This is a genomic window from Dactylosporangium sp. NPDC005555 (assembly GCF_040605635.1).
Taxonomy (GTDB): Bacteria; Actinomycetota; Actinomycetes; order Mycobacteriales; family Micromonosporaceae; genus Dactylosporangium.
In genome coordinates this window covers 18,197-39,902 of the sequence record NZ_JBEXDG010000044.1, presented here as the reverse complement: position 1 = coordinate 39,902, position 21,706 = coordinate 18,197, and the positions used below count along the sequence as shown (strand labels likewise).

At 73.7% G+C, this 21,706-nt stretch carries 13 protein-coding genes and 1 pseudogene; 9 read left to right on the top strand and 5 right to left on the bottom strand.

The genetic code is table 11. From position 1 onward, the window contains the following. Positions 1 to 8: 8 nt before the first annotated feature. The 3 genes from ABZS58_RS35970 to ABZS58_RS35960 form a co-directional block, all read right to left on the bottom strand. A complete protein-coding gene (locus ABZS58_RS35970) occupies positions 9 to 1,319 on the bottom strand; it encodes a glycosyltransferase family 2 protein (RefSeq protein WP_354787733.1) in 1,311 nt (436 codons plus the stop codon). 3 nt (positions 1,320 to 1,322) lie between these two features. Next, positions 1,323 to 1,490: an LPXTG cell wall anchor domain-containing protein gene (locus tag ABZS58_RS35965; protein WP_354787732.1), complete on the bottom strand. Its 168-nt coding sequence runs from the start codon at positions 1,488 to 1,490 to the stop codon at positions 1,323 to 1,325. 190 nt (positions 1,491 to 1,680) lie between these two features. Then, positions 1,681 to 2,499 carry a serine/threonine-protein kinase gene (locus ABZS58_RS35960; protein WP_354787731.1) on the bottom strand — a complete coding sequence of 273 codons (819 nt, stop codon included), beginning with the start codon at positions 2,497 to 2,499 and terminating at the stop codon, positions 1,681 to 1,683. Positions 2,500 to 2,691: 192 nt separating this feature from the next. Between ABZS58_RS35960 and ABZS58_RS35955 the strand changes: the two genes are divergently transcribed. Both ABZS58_RS35955 and ABZS58_RS35950 read left to right on the top strand, forming a co-directional pair. Beyond that, complete coding sequence (locus tag ABZS58_RS35955; protein ID WP_354787730.1) at positions 2,692 to 3,684, top strand: substrate-binding domain-containing protein; 993 nt, start codon at positions 2,692 to 2,694, stop codon at positions 3,682 to 3,684. Positions 3,685 to 3,688: 4 nt separating this feature from the next. Next, positions 3,689 to 5,041, top strand: a complete 1,353-nt coding sequence (locus ABZS58_RS35950) for a protein kinase (RefSeq protein ID WP_354787729.1) — start codon at positions 3,689 to 3,691, stop codon at positions 5,039 to 5,041. Positions 5,042 to 5,092: 51 nt separating this feature from the next. On the opposite strand, the gene ABZS58_RS35945 is transcribed toward ABZS58_RS35950, so the two are convergent. After that, positions 5,093 to 8,053 carry a LuxR C-terminal-related transcriptional regulator gene (locus ABZS58_RS35945; RefSeq protein WP_354787728.1) on the bottom strand — a complete coding sequence of 987 codons (2,961 nt, stop codon included), beginning with the start codon at positions 8,051 to 8,053 and terminating at the stop codon, positions 5,093 to 5,095. 63 nt (positions 8,054 to 8,116) lie between these two features. On the opposite strand from ABZS58_RS35945, the pseudogene ABZS58_RS35940 reads away from it, so the two are divergent. Both ABZS58_RS35940 and ABZS58_RS35935 read left to right on the top strand, forming a co-directional pair. Continuing rightward, a pseudogene (locus tag ABZS58_RS35940) lies at positions 8,117 to 8,839 on the top strand (protein phosphatase 2C domain-containing protein); the annotation flags it as partial. A 220-nt stretch (positions 8,840 to 9,059) separates the two neighbouring features. Further along, positions 9,060 to 11,756 (top strand): EAL domain-containing protein, encoded by a 2,697-nt coding sequence (locus tag ABZS58_RS35935; RefSeq protein WP_354787727.1) that lies wholly within the window; start codon positions 9,060 to 9,062, stop codon positions 11,754 to 11,756. A 95-nt stretch (positions 11,757 to 11,851) separates the two neighbouring features. On the opposite strand, the gene ABZS58_RS35930 is transcribed toward ABZS58_RS35935, so the two are convergent. Next, positions 11,852 to 14,509, bottom strand: a complete 2,658-nt coding sequence (locus ABZS58_RS35930; protein ID WP_354787726.1) for a glucosidase — start codon at positions 14,507 to 14,509, stop codon at positions 11,852 to 11,854. Between the two features lie 149 nt (positions 14,510 to 14,658). Between ABZS58_RS35930 and ABZS58_RS35925 the strand changes: the two genes are divergently transcribed. The 5 genes from ABZS58_RS35925 (at position 14,659) to ABZS58_RS35905 (ending at position 21,678) form a co-directional block, all read left to right on the top strand. Beyond that, positions 14,659 to 16,584 (top strand): amylo-alpha-1,6-glucosidase, encoded by a 1,926-nt coding sequence (locus ABZS58_RS35925; RefSeq protein WP_354787725.1) that lies wholly within the window; start codon positions 14,659 to 14,661, stop codon positions 16,582 to 16,584. Positions 16,585 to 16,789: 205 nt separating this feature from the next. After that, the gene (locus ABZS58_RS35920) at positions 16,790 to 18,061 is read left to right on the top strand and encodes a glycosyltransferase family 4 protein (RefSeq protein ID WP_354787724.1); all 1,272 of its coding nucleotides are present in this window, start codon (positions 16,790 to 16,792) and stop codon (positions 18,059 to 18,061) included. 128 nt (positions 18,062 to 18,189) lie between these two features. After that, on the top strand, positions 18,190 to 19,857 hold the full coding sequence (locus ABZS58_RS35915; RefSeq protein WP_354787723.1) for a serine/threonine-protein kinase: 1,668 nt from the start codon (positions 18,190 to 18,192) through the stop codon (positions 19,855 to 19,857). After that, positions 19,850 to 20,686: a patatin-like phospholipase family protein gene (locus ABZS58_RS35910; RefSeq protein ID WP_354787722.1), complete on the top strand. Its 837-nt coding sequence runs from the start codon at positions 19,850 to 19,852 to the stop codon at positions 20,684 to 20,686. The genes ABZS58_RS35915 and ABZS58_RS35910 overlap by 8 nt, the downstream gene beginning before the upstream one ends. Next, positions 20,680 to 21,678: a 1-acyl-sn-glycerol-3-phosphate acyltransferase gene (locus tag ABZS58_RS35905; protein ID WP_354787790.1), complete on the top strand. Its 999-nt coding sequence runs from the start codon at positions 20,680 to 20,682 to the stop codon at positions 21,676 to 21,678. The genes ABZS58_RS35910 and ABZS58_RS35905 overlap by 7 nt, the downstream gene beginning before the upstream one ends. The last annotated feature ends 28 nt before the right edge of the window (positions 21,679 to 21,706 follow it).

Below are 21,706 nucleotides of genomic sequence, written 5' to 3'. Positions count from 1 at the left end.
GACGTCCTTTACGAGAGAACCGGCTCTTCGACCAGGCGTTCGGTCTTCGCCCAGGCCTGTCGCCGGCTGATCTGCCGGCCGATCGCCCGCCAGGTCGAGACCAGGCCGAGCAGGAGGAAGAAGGGGTACGCGACGGCGGCGACCAGCAGTCGCCAGAGCTTCTCGTCGCCGAGCTGGACGCGGTGGACGATGGCCCAGACCAGGCCGGGGACGGTCATGCCGATCGCCCAGAACAGCGCGACCTCGCCCATCTGCGCCCAGGAATGGATCATGAAGGTCTGGCCGTGCCCGGGGACGAGCCGCCACATCGCGTATCCCCAGAGGCCGAAGACGCCGGCCGTGCCGAAGGCGTTCATCCACGGCGCGAGCAGGTAGTACAGCATCTCCAGCAGCGCGTGGTTGCGGATCTGCCGGGAGGCGATCAGCTTCGGCACGTAGCCGATGCACTGCAGGTTGCCCTGCGCCCACCGGGTGCGCTGGCGGGTCAGCCGCTTCACGTCGACGAGACCCTGCTGGTTGACGTTGGCCATCGAGGTGTACCGGATGCGCTCGCCGTTGAGGTGCATGCGCAGGCCCAGCTCGAGGTCCTCGACGAGGCAGTGCGACCAGGGCGCGTCGCCGAGCCGCACCAGCGACGACAGCCGGGCGAACTGCCCGTTGCCGCCCAGCCCGACCGTCCCCGCGGCGTTGCGGAGCAGCTGGCTGGCGTTGGCGATGGCGGCGAACTCGAGGTCCTGCACGGCGCCCAGGACACGGTTGCGGTTGTGGATCCGCACCCGGGTCTGCACCGCGCCGACCCGCGGGTCACGCATCTGCTTCGACACCTCGGTGAGGATGTTGGTGCTGCCCCGCCCGTCGCCGTCGATGACACCGACCGCGACCAGCGCGGGGTCCTCACCGTGGGCCAGGGTCAGGTCCCGGATGGTCCGGAAGGCGGCGTTGAGCGCCTCGCCCTTGCCCTTGCGGGCGTTGGGGAAGTCCCTGCGCAGCACGGTCAATCCCGGGTGGTCGATGGCGGCCAGCACGTCCGGGGTGCCGTCGTCCGATCCGTCATCGACCACCAGGACCCTGGTGCGTGTGCCTGCCGGGCCCTGCAGCGCCAGTGCTGCGGAGACGGTCCGGCCGACAACCCGTTCCTCGTTGAGGGCGGGCACGACGATCCAGAAGGTCAGCGGTTCGTGCTCGTTCGGCGCGACTGCGTCGCGCCGGCGACGCCGGCCGGCGGTGGCCGAGTCACTGGTGGTGAAGGCCACCAGTGCCAGGTTGTACGCCGGCCAGAGCGTCAGGAGCGCGAAGCCGACCAGAAGGATCGCCGTCATGCGTCAGGCTGCGCTGCGGTTGAAGCGGGATGCCCGCACCATCAGGAAGCCGGTGACGACGAGCGCGACACCTGCGACGACGATGGCGTAGACGGGGCTTCCGGTGACTGGCAGCGACGCGGCGGTGGATCCGCCGGTCACGATGACGCCGGTGACCTTCGTACCTGACATGACAGCTTCCCCTCGGCTATCTCTCCGGCGGTGCCTGGCGGCTCCTTGTCGGCAACCGTTGTGCACCTTGTCCAGAAAGCTTGGCCGGGCCGAGGGGCAATCACAATGGGTGAGCATGGTCGGATGCATCCGAGCGGACCAAGTCCGCCCAACGACCTGACAGAGCGTTTACGCAGGCAAAATGCGACCGCTACGCAGAGTGGCCAGACCGTGTGCGGTAGCTCTCAGTGAAGGACTCGGGGTGTTGCCAGTCGGTTGCGAACTCCGCCCAGAGCGACAGGGCGACGCTCGCACTCTCGGGCCGGTCCGCCGGCCGCTTGGCCATGCACTGTCGGCACAGCTCCGCTACGGAGCGTGGCAGGCCCGGTGCGAGCAGGACCGGGGTCGCCGCCGGCTGCAGCAACCTGGCGCCCGGCGCGTGCGGCGAGCGACCGGTCAGCATCTGGTACAGCAGGACCCCGAGGGCATAGACGTCCCAGGCGGGGGCGTGCTCGACGCGCGAGGCCGCGGGATGCGCGAACGGCACCGCCAGGCCGAAGTCGATGATCTTCACACCGGCGGTGGTCAGCATGACGTTGTCGGCGGTCAGGTCCCGGTGCGCGATGCCCCGGCGGTGCGCGACGGCCAGGAGCTCGGCGACGGACGCGGCGATCTCGACCGCGTGCTGCCACGGCAGCGGGCCCTCCGCGAGGCGCTTCGTCAGCGGTACCCCGTTGAGCAGCTCCATCGCGACGCACGGCACGGTCGCCCGGCCGGTGTCCAGCTCGCCGTAGCCGAAGATCTTCGGCACGGTCGGGTGCCGCATCCGCTGCATCAGCAACGGCTCGCGGCGCGCGGCGTGGCAGGCCCTGCTGTTGTTCGCGAACGCCGGCGCGAGGACCTTCACCGCGACCGGGCGCAGCTGCTCCAGGTCGACGGCCTCGTAAACGAGCGACATGCCGCCGCGGGCGATCGGGCGGACCAGCAGGAAGCGCTCCAGCACCCTGCGGCCAAGCTCGATCTCCGACACAATCGCCGACTATTCCCTAATAGCTGCCGATCGCGGAAGTCCCAGCGACGTTTGCCACAGACCGTGTCGATATCATAAATACGGATATGTCGGGTGAACCAAAGGATCCGCACAGCCGATCGAAACCCATAGTTGACATCCGGGTAACCGTGGCTGACGCTGGCCGCAGGAATCGCTCCAACAGGAGACGGGATGCCTGACGAGCCATCGCCACCAACCGTCACCGAGGTCGCCGCCGCCGCGGGGGTCTCCGCGGCCACCGTGTCCCGCGTCCTCACGGGCCGGGTCAGGGTCAGCACCTCGGCCCGGGTGTCGGTGCACGACGCCATCGCCCAGCTCGGCTACGTCCGCCACCGCGGGCCGCGCCGCCCTGACCGGCTGCCCCAGCACCTCCCCGTCGCCGCCCTCGTCTTCGAGCCGACCGCCCGGCTCTTCCACGACACCTTCTCCGCCCGGCTCCTCGCCGGCGCCGAGGAGGAGCTGACCCGCCACGGCGTCCCGCTGCTGACGATGTCCGCCACCCGCGGCACCATCGCGTCGGCGACACAGTTCCTCACCACCGGCGGCGTCGGCGGCGTCCTGCTCCTCGGCGGGCACAGCAGCCACCCCCTGGCGGTCTCCCTCGCCGCGTCCCGGGTGCCGCTGCGGGCCACCGGCCGGCCCGCCGAGGGCCTCGACATCCCGTACGTCGACGTCGACAACAACGACGGCGCCCGGCAAGCCGTGGAGCACCTCATCCTGCGCCACCGCCGGAGCATCGCCGCGATCGCCGGCCCGCCGGACTCACCCGCCGCCGCGGACCGCCTGGAGGGCTACCGCCGCGCCATGGAGGCCGCCGGCCGGGTCCCCGCCGTCGCCTACGGCGACTTCACCACCGCCTCCGGCGGGCACGCCGCTGCCTGGCTCCTGGACCGCATGCCCCGCCTCGACGCCCTCTTCGTCGCCTCCGACGCCATGGCCGCCGGCGCGCTGCAGGCCCTGCGCAAGGCCGGCCGCCGGGTCCCCGAGGACGTCGCCGTCGTCGGCTTCGACGACGCGCCCCTCGCCTCCTACACCACGCCGCCGCTCACGACCGTGCGCCAGCCGGTCTCCGAGCTCGGCGCGGTCGCCGCAGCCCTGCTGCTGGAAGGCTCCGACGACAGCCCCGTGCTGCCGACCGAGCTCATCGTGCGGGCCTCAAGTTAACGACGTGAGCGACGGTCAGCTCCGGGAGGGCGATGTCCTTGCCCGCCGGTACATCCTGAGACAACCCGTCGGCGCGGGCGGCATGTCGGTCGTCTGGCGCGCCTGGGACAGCACGCTGGAGCGCACCGTCGCCGTCAAGGTCCTCGACGGCCCCATCGGCACCGACGGCGGCCAGCGCGACCGCATCCGCCGCGAGGCCCGCGCCGCCGCCCGCATCGAACACCCCAACGCCATCGGCGTCTACGACTACGGCGAGACCGTCACCACGCACGGCCGGATCGCCGCGTACGTCGTCATGCAGCTCCTCGACGGCGTCTCCCTCGCCGGCCGCCTCGCCGAGGGCCCCCTGCCGCTGTCCGACGTCGTCGCGGTCACGGCCACCGTCGCCGACGTCCTGCACGCCGCCCACCGCCGCGGCGTCGTGCACCGCGACGTCACCCCCGAGAACGTCATGCTCACCACCGACGGCGTCAAGCTCCTCGACTTCGGCATCGCCGCCGACGTCGGCCAGCGCGACACCCTCACCTTCGGCACCCCGCCGTACGTCGCGCCGGAACGCCTCGTCGGGGCGCCCGCCAGCGGCTCCACCGACGTCTACGCCCTCGGCGTCCTGCTCTACGAACTGCTCACCGGCCACCCGCCCGTGCAGGCCGCCACGTGGGACGAGCTCGAACGCGCCATCGCCACCGGCCACCGCCCCACCCTCAACGTGCCCGGCCTCCCGCCCGCCGTCGCCACCGTCTGCCTGCGCTGCCTCGCCACCGACCCCACGGAGCGCCCCACCGCCGCCGAGGTCGCCGCCACCCTGGAAACCTCGGCCCAGCGCCGCGGCCGCCGGTGGATTCCGGCCCTCGCGCTGCTGGTGGTTGCCGGTGTACTGGCTGGGCTCGCGCTCGTGTGGACCACCAGGGACCGTGGCGACACGGCCGCTCCCGCGCCGACGGTCAGCATCGTCGTGTCGATCCCGCCCCCGGTCACCGTCCAGCCATCCCCGGGCGCCACCCCGGCGCCGACCCGCGGTCGTACCTCACCCGCCGCCACGACCCCGGGCGCGGTGTCCCCGTCCGCGTCCCTGTCCCCGGCCGGGCCCAGGCTCACACCACAGCAGGCCGGCCGCGCGGTCCTCGACGTCGTCGACCGGCGCTCCGCCGCCGGCGAGATCCGCTCCGACGTCGGCGAGGACATCCGCAACCAGATCAACAACATCATGAACCAGCCGGTGGACCCCGGGCCGCGCATCGAACGGCTCCGCGGCCAGCTCCGCAGCCGCGAGATGGAGAAGTCGATCAGCCGCGGCGCCTACGACGAGCTCGACGCCGCCGTCGCCGCTTTCGGCGCTTCGCTCAGCGGCGCCTGACCGGCGCAGACCGGGCGGGCCGGGTTCTCAAGGTCGGGGCGGGCCGGGTGCTCAGGTCGGGGTGATGACCCGGTGCCGGACCGCCCACATCGCCGCCTCGGTCCGCGACGCCGCGCCCGTCTTGCGCAGCAGGTTGGACACGTGGACGGTGACGGTCCGGATCGAGATCCCCAGCGAGCTCGCGACCTGCTGGTTGGACATGCCGGCGGCGAGGCAGCCGAGCACCTCGATCTCCCGGGCGGTCAGGTCCCCGCCCGCGCGCAGGCTGTGCAGGAGGGTCTCCGCCTCGGTGAGCCGCCAGCCGGGCCAGTGCGCGAGCAGCGCCACCGCCCGCTCCGCGTGCTGCCGCGCGTCGCCGGCCCGGCCGAGCCGCAGCAGCGCGTGCGCCGCGGCGGTGTGCACGGCCGCGTCGTACGGTGCGGCCTCCACCACCTCGCCGCGCCCGCCGCCGCCACGGTCGGACACCGCCACCCCGCCGCCACGACGGTCGGACGCGGCCGCCGGGCCGTTGCCGGCACCGCCTGGGCGGGCCGGACCGCCTGGTGCATCAGGCTCACCAGGTAGGGGCGGAATACCGGAACCGGCTGGTTCGCCGTGATGAACGGTGCTTGCCGCGTCGCCGCGGCGGGTGGCGGCGGGGGCGTGGTGGAGGGCGGCCGGGAGCAGGGCGACGGCGGCCGCGTCCCGGCCCGCCGCCACCGCCAGCAGCAGCCGCAGTTGTGGTGCCGCGCCGACCGCGTCGCCGACGAGGTCCTCGACCGTCGCGGCCTGCACCCCACCGTGCAGCGCCCACCGGGCGGCCTCGACGAGACGGGCGGGGTGACAGTGGCCGACGCACTCGGCGAGCGCCAGCGCGGGATCCACCGGGTGCACGCCGCGGGCCGCGACGGCGACCCGGAGGACCCGGACGAGGCCGACGTCGCGACCCTCCCCGTCGGCGCGGGCGAGCAGCCGCACGGCGAGGGCGTCGTCGCCGCGTTCGACGGCGAGGAGCCCGGCGGTCGCCGCGAACCTGACGCGTTCGAGGGGGTCGGTCTCGATCGGCAGCCGCGACCAGGTGAGCGTCTCGGCACGGGTGAGGTCGCCGGTCCGCAGCGCGTGCGCGATGCCGAGCGCGGTCGTGCGACCCGCGCAGAACTCCAGGCCCGCCCGGCCGAGCGCGGCCATCGCCTCGTCGAACAGCCGCCGTCCCGTCACGTCGCCGAGCCCGGGCAGGCAGACGGCGACGAGGTTGTGCACGGCCCGGCCGGCGGTCACCGGGTCGCGGTCGTGCTCGGCGATCTGCCGGCACGCGTGCAGCAGTGCCACGCCCCTGTCCTGCGTGCCGCCGAGGGCGAGGGCGGTGCCGAGCGTGACCCCGGCCGACGCGATGCTCTCCCCGGTCCGCTCGGCGGCGACCATCGCGGCCTCCGCGAGCGGCACGACGAGGGCCGGTCCGGCCGTCCGCAGCGCGCCGGCCGCCTCCGCCGCCGCCTGCCGGGCCCAGGCGGCCCCGACAGCCGGTGTCCCGCCGTCCGGGGCGCCGGTCGGAGCGGGCAGCGCCGCCGGAGCGGTCAGGGCGGCCCGGGCGTCGGCGAGGGCGGCGTGGTGGCCGGCGCGGTCCGCCAGGCACCAGCGGATCTCGGCGAGGAGCCGGTGCGCGTCGGACGTCTCCACCGCGTCCACGGCCAGGCGCAGCCAGTCGGCGGCGTGCCGCTCGGCGACCGTGAACCGTCCCGCCACGAACGCCGCGACGGCCCCGGCCCGCGCCAGCTCCCGGTGCCCGTCCGCCGTGAGCAGGTCGCCCGCCCGCATGCCGACGTCGACCAGGTCGAGGGCGGCGTCCGGCAGGCCGGCGGCCAGGTTGGCCTGCGCGCCTCGTACCGCGGCGGCACCGGCTTCCGCGAGACGGCCCAGCGCCGCCGCGTGCCTGGCGAGGGCCGCGTCGTCGCCCAGCTCGACGGCGAGCGTCCGGGCCAGGCCGTGCACACGCGCGCGTTCGCTGGGCAGTGCGCTGCCGGCGAGGGCCTCGCGCAGCAGCGGGTGCCGGAAGCGCAGCGGCCCGGCCGGGGCCAGGTCGGGGGCGATGACCAGCATCCCGAGATCGAGCAGCCGGCGCAGCGCGGGCTCGATCTCGCCCTCACAGACGTGCACGAGCACGTCGGTCTCGACGGGGTCACCGAGCAGCGCGGCGGCGCGCGCGACCCGCCCGACGAGGCCCGGCTCGCCGGCGAGGGGTTCGACGAGCAGGCCGGCGACGTGCGCGGGCAGCGGCGCCCCGGCGAGGTCGCCGCGGGCGGTGACGAGCTCGGTGAGCCAGAAGGGGTTGCCGCCGGTGCGGGTCAGCAGCGCCCGGACGGTCTCCGGTGGTGGGGTGCCGCCGCGGTGCGCCTCGATGAGCTCCGCGGTCTCGCGGGCGTCGAACGGCGCCAGGTGCGCCCGGACCACGGACGGCGCGCCGCCGAGCCGGCGCAGGGTGCGGGCGGCGGCCGGGGCGAACGCGGCCTCCTGCGGCGGGCGGCTCGTGACGAGCAGCAGTGCGGGCAGGGCGGCGGTCGCGGCGAGCTCGCCGATGAGGGTCAGACTGGCCGGGTCGAGGTCGTGGAGATCCTCGACGACGAGGACGCCGGTCCGCCCGGACAGGAGGGTCCGGACGACGTCGACCGCTGCCCTGAGCATCGCGGCGGGGGCCATGCGGGAGGCGGCGCCGGGGGCGGGGGAGCGTTGCGCGAGCTCCGGCGGGACGCCGCCGTCTAGGGGGTGACCACTGAGGACGGAGGCGAGCCAGTCGTGCGGGGCCGCGCCGAGGGTACGAGCCGCGCCCGCGAGCACGACCGGCGGCCGCGGATCGAGCCGGTCGAGCACCGCCGCGACGAGCCGGCTCTTGCCGCTGCCCGCCTCGCCGGTGACGAGCACGACCCGTGGGCCGGTGGCCGCGGCCCGGCCCGTCGCCACCTGGGAACACTGGGCCGCCCAGGCGCCCGTGATCTCGGCGAGCTCCTCGGCTCGGCCGATGAACGGGGTGGCGGGCATGCGGCCACGATACGCAGAAGTGCGTACAGACGCTGTGTGTGCCGATCCGGCACGCTTGCGGCCATGGAAGAGTCGCAGCCGCGCCCCCTCGCGCTGGAATGGGCCGCCCGGACCGAGGTCGGGATGGTCCGCAGCAGCAACCAGGACTCGATGTTCGCCGGTGGCAGGCTCCTCGCGGTCGCCGACGGCATGGGCGGGATGGCCGCCGGCGACGTCGCCAGCCGGCTGGCGATCGAGGCGATGACGCCCCTGGACGAGGAGTTCGCGGGCAGCGACCTGCTGACGGCGTTGCGCACCGCGGTCTCCGACGCCAACCGGCGCATCCGCGACGAGGTCGAGGCCGACCCGGAGAAGCAGGGGATGGGCACGACCCTGACCGCGATCCTGTTCTCCGGTGACCGGGTCGGGCTCGTGCACATCGGCGACTCCCGCGCCTACCTGCTGCGCGGCGAGGAGTTCGGGCAGGTGACCCGCGACGACACCTACGTGCAGATGCTGGTCGACGAGGGCCGCATCACCCTCGACGAGGCCGCGACGCATCCGCAGCGGTCCCTGGTCAGCCGGGTCCTGCAGGGGCAGCCCACCGACCCGGTCTACTCGGTGGTCCCGGCCCGCGCCGGCGACCGGTATCTGCTGTGCAGCGACGGGCTGTCCGGCGTCCTGCGCGCGGAGACGATCGAGGAGGTCCTGCGCGAATACGACGACGTCGGCGAGTGCGCGGACCGTCTCGTCGACCTCGCGATGCGGGGCGGCGGGCCGGACAACATCACCGCCGTCGTCGCCGACATCGTGGGCGACGACGTGCCCGAGCCGAAGGGCCTGCGGCACCGGCTGAAGTCGTGGCTGAGCCGCGACGAGGTCAACGGCGCGCGGCTGCCGGCCTGACGCCGGCCTGAGGTCGTCGGCGCGGTCCGGCGTCAGCCGGATCAGGGCCACGAAAATGTCACAACCCGGCGGTAACCTCGGGCCGCTCGGATCGTTAGGCGGTTTGAGCACGAATCCCCCCGTGCCCGCCCCTCGCGAAAGCGACACGACCGTGGTCAGCAACCCGCGCACGTTCTGGCTCGTCCTGGTCACCGCTGCCGCCGCGTTCAGCGCGGCGGCCGCCGCCGGTCCGGTGCTGTCCTTCGGCGCCGTCGCCACCGGCGTCACCGTGGGCTCCCTCGTCCACGCGGTGTCGCTCATCCGGCTCGCCCTGCGCATCCACCACGGCCGCCGCGACTTCGGCCCGTGCCGCGGCGCCGGGTTCCTGGGCATGGGCGCCCTGCTCACCGGCGCGGGCGCCGGCGTCACCGGGTTCGTCGCGCTGACCCCGTCGATCGCGGCGCCGGGCCTCGCCGCCGCCGTCACCACGTTCGTCGCCGCGCCGATGTTCCTGCTCGGCCTGCTCCTGCTGCCCGGCACGGCACCCACGGTCCGCGCCCGCCTGCGCCGCCTCCTGGACGGCGCCGGCATCGGCGTCACCCTCTGCTACAGCGTCTGGGTCCTCGCGTCCGCGCCCGCCACGTCGGTGCTGGCCGGGCCGCTGCCCCTCGCCGTCGCCGTGACCTGCTGCGTCGCGGTCTCCGTGGCCGTCGTCACCGGGCTGCGTGCCGTGCGGCACCGGCCCGCCGCCCTCGCCTGCGCAGGCGGGTCCGCGCTGTGCGTCGTCGGGCTCGGCGTGTTCACCGTCCTGCTGGCCGACCTGCGCCGCCACGACCCGTTCGGCCCGGCGTCCGGCTGGGTCTCCGTCGGCCTCGCCGCGGCCGGGCTCGCGCTCGTCGCCGGGCCGTTCCTGATCCTCGCCGGGGCCCGCCGCGCCGGCGACGCGCCGACCCGCCCGCACGCCGCCGACGAGACCGGCACCCTCGCCGGCTATCCGCTGCTCATCGGCCCGGTCCTGCTCGCCGTCGCGGTGTCCGTCGTGCACCTGCTCACCGGCGGCCGCTTCGACCCCGCCGCCGTCGGGCTCGGCATGACCGCCGCGGTCGCGGTCGCGCTGCGTGAGGCGCTCGCCGCGCGGGACATCCGGCGGTATGCACGCACACTCGCGACCCGGGAGGCGCACTTCAGGACGCTCGTCGCCGGATCCACCGACGTCGCGATCGTCCTGGACGCCGGGCTCGTCGTGCGGTGGCAGTCACCGGCCGCGGCCCGCCAGTTCAGCCTGTCGGACCAGGACGTCCTCGGCCGCCCGCTCACCGACCTGCTGCACCCCGCCGACGCCGCCCCCGCGACCGAGGCGCTGCGCGCCGTCCTCGACGGCCGCGAGCACGTCCTGGTCCAGGCCCGGCTCCGCGACGGCTTCGGCCGCTGGCGCGACACCGAGTCCACCGTCAGCGACCAGCGCGCCGCACCCGAGGTCGGCGGCGTCGTCGTCCACGTCCGCGACATCGGCGACCGCGCCCAGCTGCAGCGCAGCCTCGACGAGATCACCTGGACCGACGACCTGACCACCCTCGCCAACCGGCGCCGCTTCCTCGCCGGTGTCGCCGAGGCCCACCGCGGCGCCACCGGTGAGGCCGGCTCCGTCCTCGTCGCCGAGCTCGACCGTTTCGAGAGCGTCGCCGACCTGCACGGCCCCACCGTCGCCGACGCCGTCCTCATCGAGGCCGCCCGCCGGCTGCGCGCCGCCATCGGCCACGACGACCTGCCCGCCCGTCTCGCCGGCGCCGCGTTCGCCGTCCTCACCGACGCGCCGCTCGTGCACGCGTTCGCACTCGCCACCCGCCTCGCCACCGCCTTCGCCGAGCCCTTCCACCTGCCCGGCCACACCGTGCACCTCACCGCCGACGTCGGCGTCGCCGACCTGCTCGGCGCCACCGACGCAGAGGACGTCCTGCGCCGCGCCGGCATCGCCCGCCGTCGGGCCCGGCAGCTGTCCCGCGGCCGCGACGGCGGCCGCGTCGAGTGCTACGACAGGTCCTTCGAGGCCGCCCTCGTCCGCCGCACCGACCTGGAGCAGCAGCTGCCCGGCATCGTCGGCCGGGGCGAGCTCGACCTCGTCTACCAGCCCGTCGTCGACCTCACCACCCGCAACCCCGTCGGCGCCGAGGCTCTGCTCCGCTGGCGCCACCCCCGCCTCGGCGCCGTCCCGCCGCACGAGTTCCTGCCCGTCGCCGAGGAGCTCGGCCTCGCCGACGAGCTCGGCGAATGGGCCCTGCACCAGGCGTGCCGCCAGCTGTCCCGCTGGCGCGCCGACGGCCGCGACCTGTGGATGTCCGTCAACGCCTCCGCCCGCCAGCTCGCCGCCCCCGGCTGGCTCGCCACCGTCGCCACCGCCGTCGACACCCACTGCGTCCCCGCCGAGTCCCTCATCATCGAGGTCGCCGAGGCGTCACTGCCCGACGACGCCGGCGCCGTCGAGCAGCTCGCCGGGCTGCGCGCCCTCGGCGTCCGCACCGCCATCGACCACTTCGGCACCGGCCCCACCGCCCTCGCGCACCTGCGCCGCCTCCCCGTCGACGTCCTGAAGATCGACCAGGTCCTGTTCGGCGAACCCGCCGGCCAGCGGGCCCCGGCCACCCCGATCGTCGACGTCGTGGTCGGCCTGGCCCGCCGCCTCGGCATCGACGTCGTCGCCTGCGGCCTGGAGACCGAGTCCCACGTCGACGTCGTCCGCGCCGCGGGCTGCCGCCTCGGCCAGGGTTTCCTGCTGAGCCGCCCCGACCACGCCGAGCACGTCGAGGCCTATCTGGAAGGCCATCGGGCCCGCCTCTTCTGACGGTGCCCGAGCCGGGGTTCCGCATGATCTGCGAAGAGTTCATGTCGCCCTGGCGGCACGAAGTCTTCGCAGATCATGCGGGAGGAGGCGGCCGGTCAGTAGTCGGCGGGGCGGGGGTGCGGTGGGGTGTGCAGGGTCAGGATCAGGTCGAGGACCAGTGCCGTCCAGCCCGTCTGGTGCGCCGCGCCGAGCCCCGCCCCCGTGTCACCGTGGAAGTACTCGTAGTACACCAGCAGGTCGTGCCACGCCGGGTCGTTCTGGAACAGGGGGACGTCGCCGAAGATCGGGCGGCGGCCGGCGTCGTCGTTGCGGAAGAGGTTCACCAGGCGGCGTGACAGGTCGTCGGCGACCGCGGCGAGCGTGGCCATCTTGCCGCTGCCCGCCGGGTACTCCACCTGCAGGTCGTCGCCGAAGAACTCCGAGAAGCGGCGGACCGCCTCGATGAGGATGTAGTTGACGGGGAACCAGATCGGCCCGCGCCAGTTGGAGTTGCCGCCGAAGAGGCCGCTGGTCGACTCGGCGGGTTCGTAGCCGACGGTGTAGTCCGCCTCGCCGATGTGCACGGTGAACGGCTCGTCCAGGTGCGCCCTCGACAGGGTCCGCAGCCCGTACGGCGACAGGAACTCCTCCTCGTCGAGCATCCGCTGCAGGATGCGGATGAGCTGGTCCGGCCCGACCATCGACAGCAGGCGCAGCTGCTGCCCGCCGCGGCTCTTCTTCGCGCCGACCACGTCGCCGTACTCGGGCTTGTTGGTGAGGAACCAGCGCAGGCGCGCGGCGACGTCCGGCAGGCGGCGCAGCGTGGAGGAGCTGATGATCGTGGTCGCCGTGAGGGGGAGCAGGCCGACGACGGAGCGGACCTTCAGCGGGATGCGCTGGCCGTCGGCGGTGCGCAGCACGTCGTAGAAGAAGGCCTCCTCCTCGTCCCACAGGCCGAACTCGTAGGCGGCGTCGGCGATGTACGCGAAATGCTCCAGGAACTTGGCGGCGATGTCCTCGTAGACGCGGTCGTGCACGGCGAGCGTGAGCGACATGTCCAGCATGTTGAGGGCGTACATCGCCATCCACGCCGTGCCGTCGGACTGCTCCAGACGACCGCCGACCGGCAGCGCCGCCGACCGGTCGAAGGGGCCGACGTTGTCCAGGCCGAGGAAGCCGCCCTCGAAGACGTTGTTGCCCTCGGCGTCCTTGCGGTTGACCCACCAGGTGAAGTTCAGCAGCAGCTTGTGCAGGGTCCGGGCGAGGAAGTCGAAGTCCTTGGAGCCGTCGATCGCGAAGACCCGCAATGCCGCCCACGCGTGCACGGGCGGGTTCACGTCGCCGAACGCCCACTCGTACGCCGGGATCTGCCCGTTGGGATGCATGTACCACTCGCGCAGGAGCAGCAGCAGCTGGTCCTTGGCGAACCCCGGGTCGACGCGGGCGATGGCGACGCAGTGGAACGCGAGGTCCCAGGCGGCGTACCACGGATACTCCCACGGGTCGGGCATCGACAGCACGTCGCAGCTGTTCATGTGCCACCAGTGGCTGTTGCGCCCGTGGCGGCGGCTGTCCGGCGGCGGCTCGGAGACCGGGTCGCCCTCCAGCCAGCGGGCCACGTCGAAGTGGAAGAACTGCTTGCCCCACATGAGCCCGGCGACGCCCTGCCGGACGATCATGACCTCTTCCGGGGTGGCGGTCGGCGGCACCAGGTCGGCGAAGTAGGCGTCCGCCTCGGCCGAGCGGCGCGACATCGTCGTGTCGAAGTCGGTGCGCAGGTCGGCGGGGGCGAGGTCCTTGGCGCCGGGGGCGTTGAGATTCAGGCGGAGCCGGATCTCGTGGGTGCCGCCGGCCGGCACGGAGATCAGGTAGTGCAGCGCGGCCTTGGTGCCGACGAGGTCGGGGTTGACGGTGTCCTTGCCGTGCAGGATGTGGTCGTTGATGCCGTCCTTCGGGTACTCCCGGCCCGGCTTGCCCCAGATGCGGTCGCCGTTGGTGTCGTTGTTGCAGAACAGCGGCCGCGGCGTGCCGTCGCCGGTGAGCGCCAGCCGGCCCAGCAGGCGGTGCTCGGCGAGCAGGCCGTTGTCCTTCGCGCGGATCTCGGGCATGTAGTCGCGGCCGGGCAGCCCCCACGCCCACGTGTTGCGGAACCACAGGGTCGGCAGCAGGTGCAGGGTCGCGGGCTCCGGACCCATGTTCTGGATCGTGATCCGCACGCACATGTCGGTCGGGCCGGCCTTGGCGTAGTCGACCTCGACGGCCCAGTAGCGGTTCTCGTCGAAGACACCGGTGTCGACCAGCTCGTACTCGGGCTCGTCGCGGCCGCGGCGGCAGTTCTCGGCGACCAGGTCGTCGTAGGGGAACGCCTGCTGCGGGTAGTGGTAGCGCCACTTCATCCACGAGTGGGTGGGCGTGGAGTCCAGATACCACCAGTAGTCCTTGACGTCCTCCCCGTGGTTGCCGAGGTCGCCGCCGAGGCCGAACATCCGCTCCTTGAGGATCGGGTCCTTGCCGTTCCACAGGGCGAGGGCGAAGCAGAACGTCTGACGGTCGTCGCAGATGCCCGCCATCCCGTCCTCGTTCCACCGGTACGTGCGGGACCGGGCCTGGTCGTGCGGGAAGTGGTCCCAGGCCGTGCCGTGGGCGCTGTAGTCCTCGCGGACCGTGCCCCAGGCGCGCTCGGACAGGTAGGGCCCCCAGCCCCGCCATGGGCGCTCCCCGCTGTCGGCCTCAGCGAGCCGTCGGCGTTCGGCGTTCCCATCGTCCTCGATCACGAAAGTCATTCTCCGTCGCAGATGTTTCGCTCAAGTTGAGCGCGGTCCTGTAGTCGGCTGATGTCGCTTTTGTCAGTGGTCCAATCTTGCCTTGATCAATAATCTTGTCGCGAGTCGCTCGCGTCCTGCCACTCCTTGCCACCAAGATTGTGCCCATGGTGGTGTTCGGTGCGCAGGTATGCGGTGATTTGTCGGCTGGTGCGGAGCGTGAGTGGCTGGTTCCGGACGGAACCGGAGGCTACGCGATGGGCACCGTCTCCGGTCTGCGAACCCGCAGGTACCACGGTCTCCTCGTCGTCGCCGAGCCCGGGCAACCGGCCCGCCGGCACATGGGCCTGGCAGCCCTCGACCCCGTCCTGACGCTGGAGTCGGGCGTCACTGTGTCGCTCGCCACCCACGAGTGGGACGGCGGCGTGATCAGCCCCGAGGGCCACACCCTCCTGGAGCGTTTCGAGCTCGCCGACGGGCTGCCCCGCTGGCGCTGGCGGCTCGGCGCGGTCGTCCTGGAGCGCAGTCTCGCGATGATCCATGGCCGTCCGCACGTCGGCGTCGTGCACCGGCTGATCAGCGCGCCCGGCCCGGTGACGCTCACGCTCAAGGCCCTCGTCACCTGGCGCGACGCCCACGGCGAGCGCGGCGCCTCGGGCCCGCCGCCGGTCGTGACGTCCACCGGCGACGGCGCCGTCGTCGACCGGGCGTTCCGGCTGCAAGGCCCTTCCTGGCGGCCCGGCGGCCAGTGGTACCGGGGTGCCCACGCCCGCGAGGAAGCGGCCCGCGGGCTGAACGCGACCGAGGACCTCTGGTATGCGGGGGAGTTCAGCGCCGAACTCCGCGCCGGTGAGGCCATGGAGGTCGAGGCGTGGGCCGGTGAGGGTCAGGCGCGCGGCGCCGAGCGGATCGTCGTCCGTGCGCAGGAGCGCAACCGCGCGCTGACGCACGACGCCTCCGACGCGGTGGATGCCGCTCTGGTACTGGCGGCGGACGCGTTCGTCGTCGCCGGCGCGCAGGGCGCCCCCGACGTGGTGGCCGGCTACCCGTGGTTCGGCACCTGGGCCCGCGACACGATGACCAGCTACGAGGGCCTGTTCCTGGCCACCGGGTGGTGCGACGAGGGCCGCGAGCTGCTGCGCGCCTACGCCGCCACGCTGTCCGAGGGGATGCTCGCCAACACCGCCGACACCGGTCAGACGGAGTACAACACCGTCGACGGCACGCTGTGGTTCCTGCACGCGGTCGAGCGGCACGTCACCGCCACCGACGACGAGGACCTCGCCCGGGAGGTCCTGCCCGGCCTGGAGGCGGTCGTCGCCGCGCACGTCGCCGGCACCCGGTACGGGATCGGGGTGGACCCGGCCGACGGTCTCGTCACACAGGGCGCCCCCGGCGTCGCGCTCACCTGGATGGACGCGCGCGTCGACGGGATCCCCGTCACACCCCGGCTCGGTAAGCCGGTCGAGGTGAACGCGCTGTGGATCAACGGCCTCGCCGCCGTCGCGGCGCTCAAGGAGCGGCTGGGCGGCGACGCCGCCGGGCTGCACCGGCTCCGCGAGCGGGCCGCCGTCAGCTTCGGGTCGCGCTACCGGATGCCGCGCGCCGCAAGCGCCGTGCACGATGCGGCACCCCTCTACGACGTGGTCGACGGACCCCACGGCGACGACCCGGCGACCCGCCCCAACCAGCTCCTCGCGTGGAGCCTCCCGTCCGGCCCGCTGCGCGGCACCCCCCTGCCGGAGGCGCTGTCCTGCCTGCTCACGCCGCTCGGGCCGCGCTCGCTCGCACCCGGCGACCCGGCCTTCAGCGGCGCGCACCGCGGGTCGCCCGGCGACCGCGACCGGGCCTACCACCAGGGGACGGTATGGCCCTGGCTGATCGGCCCGTACGTCGACGCGGCACGGCACGGTCCGCGGGAGGATCACCGGGCGTTGCTGGCCGGTATCGAGGCGCATCTGTGGGAGTGGGGGGTGGGTTCGGTCAGCGAGACCGCTGACGGACAGGCGCCGCACCGGGCCACCGGATGCCCGTTCCAGGCCTGGTCCGTCGCGGAGACACTGCGGGTCCGGCGAAATTTCGGTTGACCGTTACACCCTAGAAATGAGATTTGCCTCCCCGGTAATCCTCGCCCGGCAGGATGAGTCTCAAGCCCACCCACCGCGTCACACGTGAGTCCGATTTGCGTGTGTCAGCGTTGGCGCGCGTGGGTACCGGGCGGGCGTTTTTGATCGACGACTCAACTGTGGGGGCGGCCACGTGGACCAGACCATCGGCAATGCGGCGAGACCGATGAGAATCCTGATGCTCTCGTGGGAGTATCCACCCGTCGTCGTGGGCGGGCTGGGCAGGCATGTGCACGCCCTCGCCACCTCGCTGGTGACGGCGGGCCACGAGGTCACCGTCGTCACCCGGCACGCGCCCGGCGCCCCGCTGGAGGAGTATTCCGAAGGCGTCCGCGTCGTCCGCGCGGCGGAGGACCCGCCGCTGTTCCCCCTCGCGACCTCCACCCTGCTGGCGTGGACGATGGCGTTCAACCACACGCTGACCCGCGCCGCCCTGCGCGCCGCGGCCACCGGCGAGTACGACCTCATCCACGCCCACGACTGGCTCGTCACGCACACCGCCGTGACCCTCAAGGAATGCCTCGACCTGCCGCTGGTCGCGACGATCCACGCCACCGAGGCGGGCCGGCACCAGGGCTGGCTGCCCGACGAGATGAACAAGTGCATCCACTCCGTGGAATGGTGGCTCGGGCACGAGGCCTGCCGTGTGGTGGTCTGCTCCGAGTACATGCGCTGGGAGGTCACCCGCCTGCTCGACCTGGCGCCCGCCCGCGTCTCCGTCGTCGCCAACGGCGTGGACTCCAGCGTCTGGAAGGCCCCGTCCCGCGCGGTCAACGCCGCCCGCGCCCGCTTCGCCGGCGAAGGCCCGCTCCTCGGTTACGCCGGCCGCCTGGTCTACGAGAAGGGCGTGCAGGACCTGATCGCCGCCCTGCCGGAGCTGCGCGCCAGGCACAACGGCCTCCGGGTCGTCATCGCCGGTGACGGCCCGCACCGCGCCGAACTGCAGGAGGACGTGCGGCGGCTGCGGCTGCAACGGGCCGTCAGCTTCGCCGGCTTCATGGGTGAGGGCGAGCTGCCAGCGCTCATGGCGGCCACCGACGCCCTCGTCGTGCCGAGCATCTACGAGCCGTTCGGCATGGTGGCCCTCGAGGGCGCCTCCGCGGGTGCGCCCCTCGCCGTCGCCGCGACCGGCGGCCTCGCCGAGATCGTCGAGCCCGGCGAGACCGGCGTCACCTTCCCGGCGAAGAGCCCCGACGCGCTCGCCGCGTCCGTCGGCACCCTGCTGGACGACGAGCCGTTCGCCCGCCGGGTGGCGAAGCGGGCCCGCACGATGGTCGGCCAGAAGTACGGCTGGTCCACCATCGCGGCCAGCACCGCCGACGTGTACCGCACGGCCATCACCGAGGCGCCCGGCTTCGCCGCGAGGCAGGCCGCCGCGGTCCTCGAGCACGGACGGCCGCAGATCGTCGTGCCGGACGGCAACCTTCTGACCATCTGAGTCGCATCTTTGAACGGTCCCGGCAGGAAGTTTGCCGGGGCTGTTCGCATTTGGGGTCTCGCGCCCCGGCCGGAAGGCGATTAGGGTTCCTGGGGTACAGCGACCGGAATCGATCAGGACGGCGATGGGTGAGCGGGACGGCTGACGAGGTCCTCGGCAACAGGTACCGGCTCATCGCACCCGTCGGCACCGGCGGCATGGCGGTCGTGTGGCGGGCCCAGGACCTGGTGCTCGACCGGGACGTGGCCATCAAGCTCCTCGCCGAGGAGCTGGCCAACAAACCCGGCAACCGGGAGCGGATCCGGGCCGAGGCGCAGGTCGTCGCCCGCCTCCAGCACCCCAACATCACCGCCGTGCACGACTACGGCGAGGCCGGTGACCCGCACGCGGGCCGGCACGGCCGCCGCCCGTACGTCGTCATGGAGCTCCTCGAGGGCGAGCTGCTGTCCAACCGGCTGCGTAGCGGGCCGATGTCGTGGCGGCGCGCCACCCAGATCTGCGCCCAGGTCGCCGCCGGCCTCGCCGCCGCGCACGAGCGGCACGTCGTGCACCGCGACATCAAGCCCAGCAACATCATGCTCACCTCCGCCGGCGCGAAGATCCTCGACTTCGGCGTCGCCGGGCTCACCGGCTCGTTCGACCCCGACGACGAGGACGGCACCGTCTTCGGTACACCCGCCTATCTCGCGCCGGAGCGGCTCCTCGGCGGCGGCGTCATCCCCGCGACGGACGTCTACACCGTCGGCCTGCTCGTCTACCGCTGCCTCACCGACCGCCTGCCGTGGCACGCGGACACGCCGACGCAGATGATCGCCAACCACGTCTACGAACCGCCGCACCCGCTGCCGGACATCCCCGGCCTGCCCGAGGGCATCGCCCAGCTCGTCGGGCAGTGCCTCGCCAAGGACCCCGACACGCGGCCGCCGGCGGCGTACGTCGCCCGGACACTCGCCGCCGCCACCGGCATCCACGTCGTCCTCCCCGGGGAGGACGGCTCCTCCACCCAGGAGGTGCACGCCCCGGCGACCCCGCTGCCCCGGCACCGGGAGCCGGTCGAGCCGATGTTCGGGCGGGAGGTGACGATCCCGCGCAGCCGCCGCGCAGCCAAGCGCCGCAGCCGCCGCGCCCTCGCCGGGTCGGTCGTCGCCGTGACCCTCGCCGTCGGCGCCGGCGGGCTCGCCATCTGGAAGCCGTGGGTACCCCGGTACGCCTGCGGCATCGACTACTACAGCCGCCCCGAGCCGGTCGACGGCGTGGACCGGGGATTCGCCGCCAGGATCGTCGTGGCCAACACCGGCAACCGGCCCGTCAACCCGTGGACGCTGCGCTTCCTGCTGCCCGGCGGGCAGGACGTCGTGCAGGTCAACGGCGGCCTGGCCAACTGGGAGCGGGCCGGCGGCGGCGTGCGGATGACCGGCGCCTACGCGATCCCGCCCGGCAAGGCGGTCACCGTCGGGCTGAACGGCGCCAACGGCGTGATGCCGATGCCGACCAGCTTCTCCGTCAACGACGTCGCCTGCGACGTCCGCTGGGCCGAGCTGCGGCGTGGCACCAGCCTCCCGCCGATCACGGACCTGGTCCCCGCGCCGGACACCGGCAAGCGCCCGACGTCCACCACGCCGCCGGAAGGCTTCGACGGCCCGCCGCCCGGCGGGGACCCCAACGGCCCGCCGCCGGGCCCCCCGCCCGGCGGGTTCGACGACCCCGGTGGCGGCGGTGGCCCGCGCCCGACCGGCAGCCGTCCCGCGAACGCTGCGACGGTGACGCCGTCGCGTTACGTTCAGAACCGTGCATGAACGTTTCCCGGGCCCTGTCGGCTTCGTCTTCGGCGGCGGCGGCGTCCTCGGCGCCGTCGAGGTCGGCATGGCCCGCGCCCTGCTGCACGCGGGGATCCGCCCCGACCTCGTCGTCGGCACGTCGATCGGCGCGTTCAACGGCGCGGCCGTCGCCGCCTCCCCGGACGAGCGGGTCGCCGACCGGCTGACCGAGCTGTGGGTGTCGCCGGAGGCCCGCACCGTCTACGGCGACTCCCTGCCCCGGCAGCTCGGCCGCTTCGCCCGCCGCACCCACCTGCACTCCCCGGCGCCGCTGCGCCGGCTGCTGACCCGCGAGCTCGGCGCCGACACCACCTTCGACGACCTGCCGGTGCCGTTCCAGTGCTGCGCCGCCAGCATCGAACGCGCCGCCGAGCACTGGTTCGACAAGGGCCCGCTCGTGGAGGCGGTCCTCGCCAGCTCGGCCGTGCCCGGCATCCTGCCGCCCGTCCGCCTCGGGGACGAGCACTACATCGACGGGGGGATCGTCAACTCCGTCCCCGTCGGCCGCGCCGTCACCCTGGGCGCCAGGACCGTCTTCGTCATGCAGGTCGGCCGCATCGAACGGCCGTTGCGCCCGCCGCGCCGGCCGTGGGAGGTCGCCCAGGTCGCGTTCGAGGTCGCCCGCCGGCACCGCTTCGCCCGGGAGCTGTCCGAGGCGCCGCCTTCCGTGCGGGTCCACGTCCTGCCGACCGGCGGTGGCAGCACCCGCGACGACTCGCCGCTGTCCTACCGCAACATGACCCTCGCCCGTGCCCGCATCGACCGCGCGTATGACGCGTCGAGCCGCTACCTGCAAGACGCCTGCTGATGCCGCCGCGCTGGCTGCGCCGGGTCGTGCTCACCCCCGTCTTCCTCGTGCTCATCGTCGCGGTGCTGCTCACCATGCCGGTCTGGCTGCTGGTCGCGGCACTGTCCGCACCGTTCGGGACCGGACGGCTGCGCGCGCTGCGGGTCACCTGGATGCTCGCCGTCTACCTGCTGCTGGAAGCGGTCGCGCTGGTGGTGCTCTTCGGGCTCTGGGTCGGCAGCGGGTTCGGCTGGAAGCTGCGCGGCCCGCGGATGCAACGGATCCACTACGTGCTCACCGGCAGGTTCGTGCGGGTGTTGTACGGCCAGGCCCGCTGGGCGCTCGGCGTGAAGGTCGCGATGGTCGGCACCGACCCCGACGTGGCCGCGCCGGGCCGGCCCGAGCTCGTCTTCTGCCGGCACGCCGGGCCCGGCGACTCGTTCCTGCTCATCCACGCGCTGGTCAACTGGTTCGACCGCGAGCCGCGCATCGTCCTCAAGCACACCCTGCAGTGGGACCCCGTCATCGACGTCATGCTCAACCGGCTGCCGAACCATTTCCTCACCGCCGGCGGCGACCCGTCGCACGTCGCCCGGCTCGCCACCGGCCTCGACGACAACGACGTCCTCGTCCTCTTCCCGGAGGGCGGCAACTTCACCCCGACCCGCCGCGAACGCGCCATCCAGCGGCTGCGCGACCTCGGCCTGCACGCGATGGCCGAACGCGCCGCCCGCTTCCGGCACGTCCTCGCCCCCCGCCCCGGCGGCACCCTCGCCGCGCTCGACGCCGCGCCGGAGGCCGGGGTCATCTGGGTCGCGCACACCGGCCTCGACAAGCTCCTCACCGCCGGCGACGTGTGGCGCCACCTGCCGCTCGACCTCACGATCACCATGCGCTGGTGGTCCGTGGACGCGCTCGAAGTGCCGGAGGGCCACGAGCAGCGGGTCGACTGGCTGTACGAGTGGTGGGCCCGCATCGACGCGTGGATCGACCAGCACCGCCCCGCTCCGTAACCCTCTTGCGTCGGGCGGGGCCGCGTTC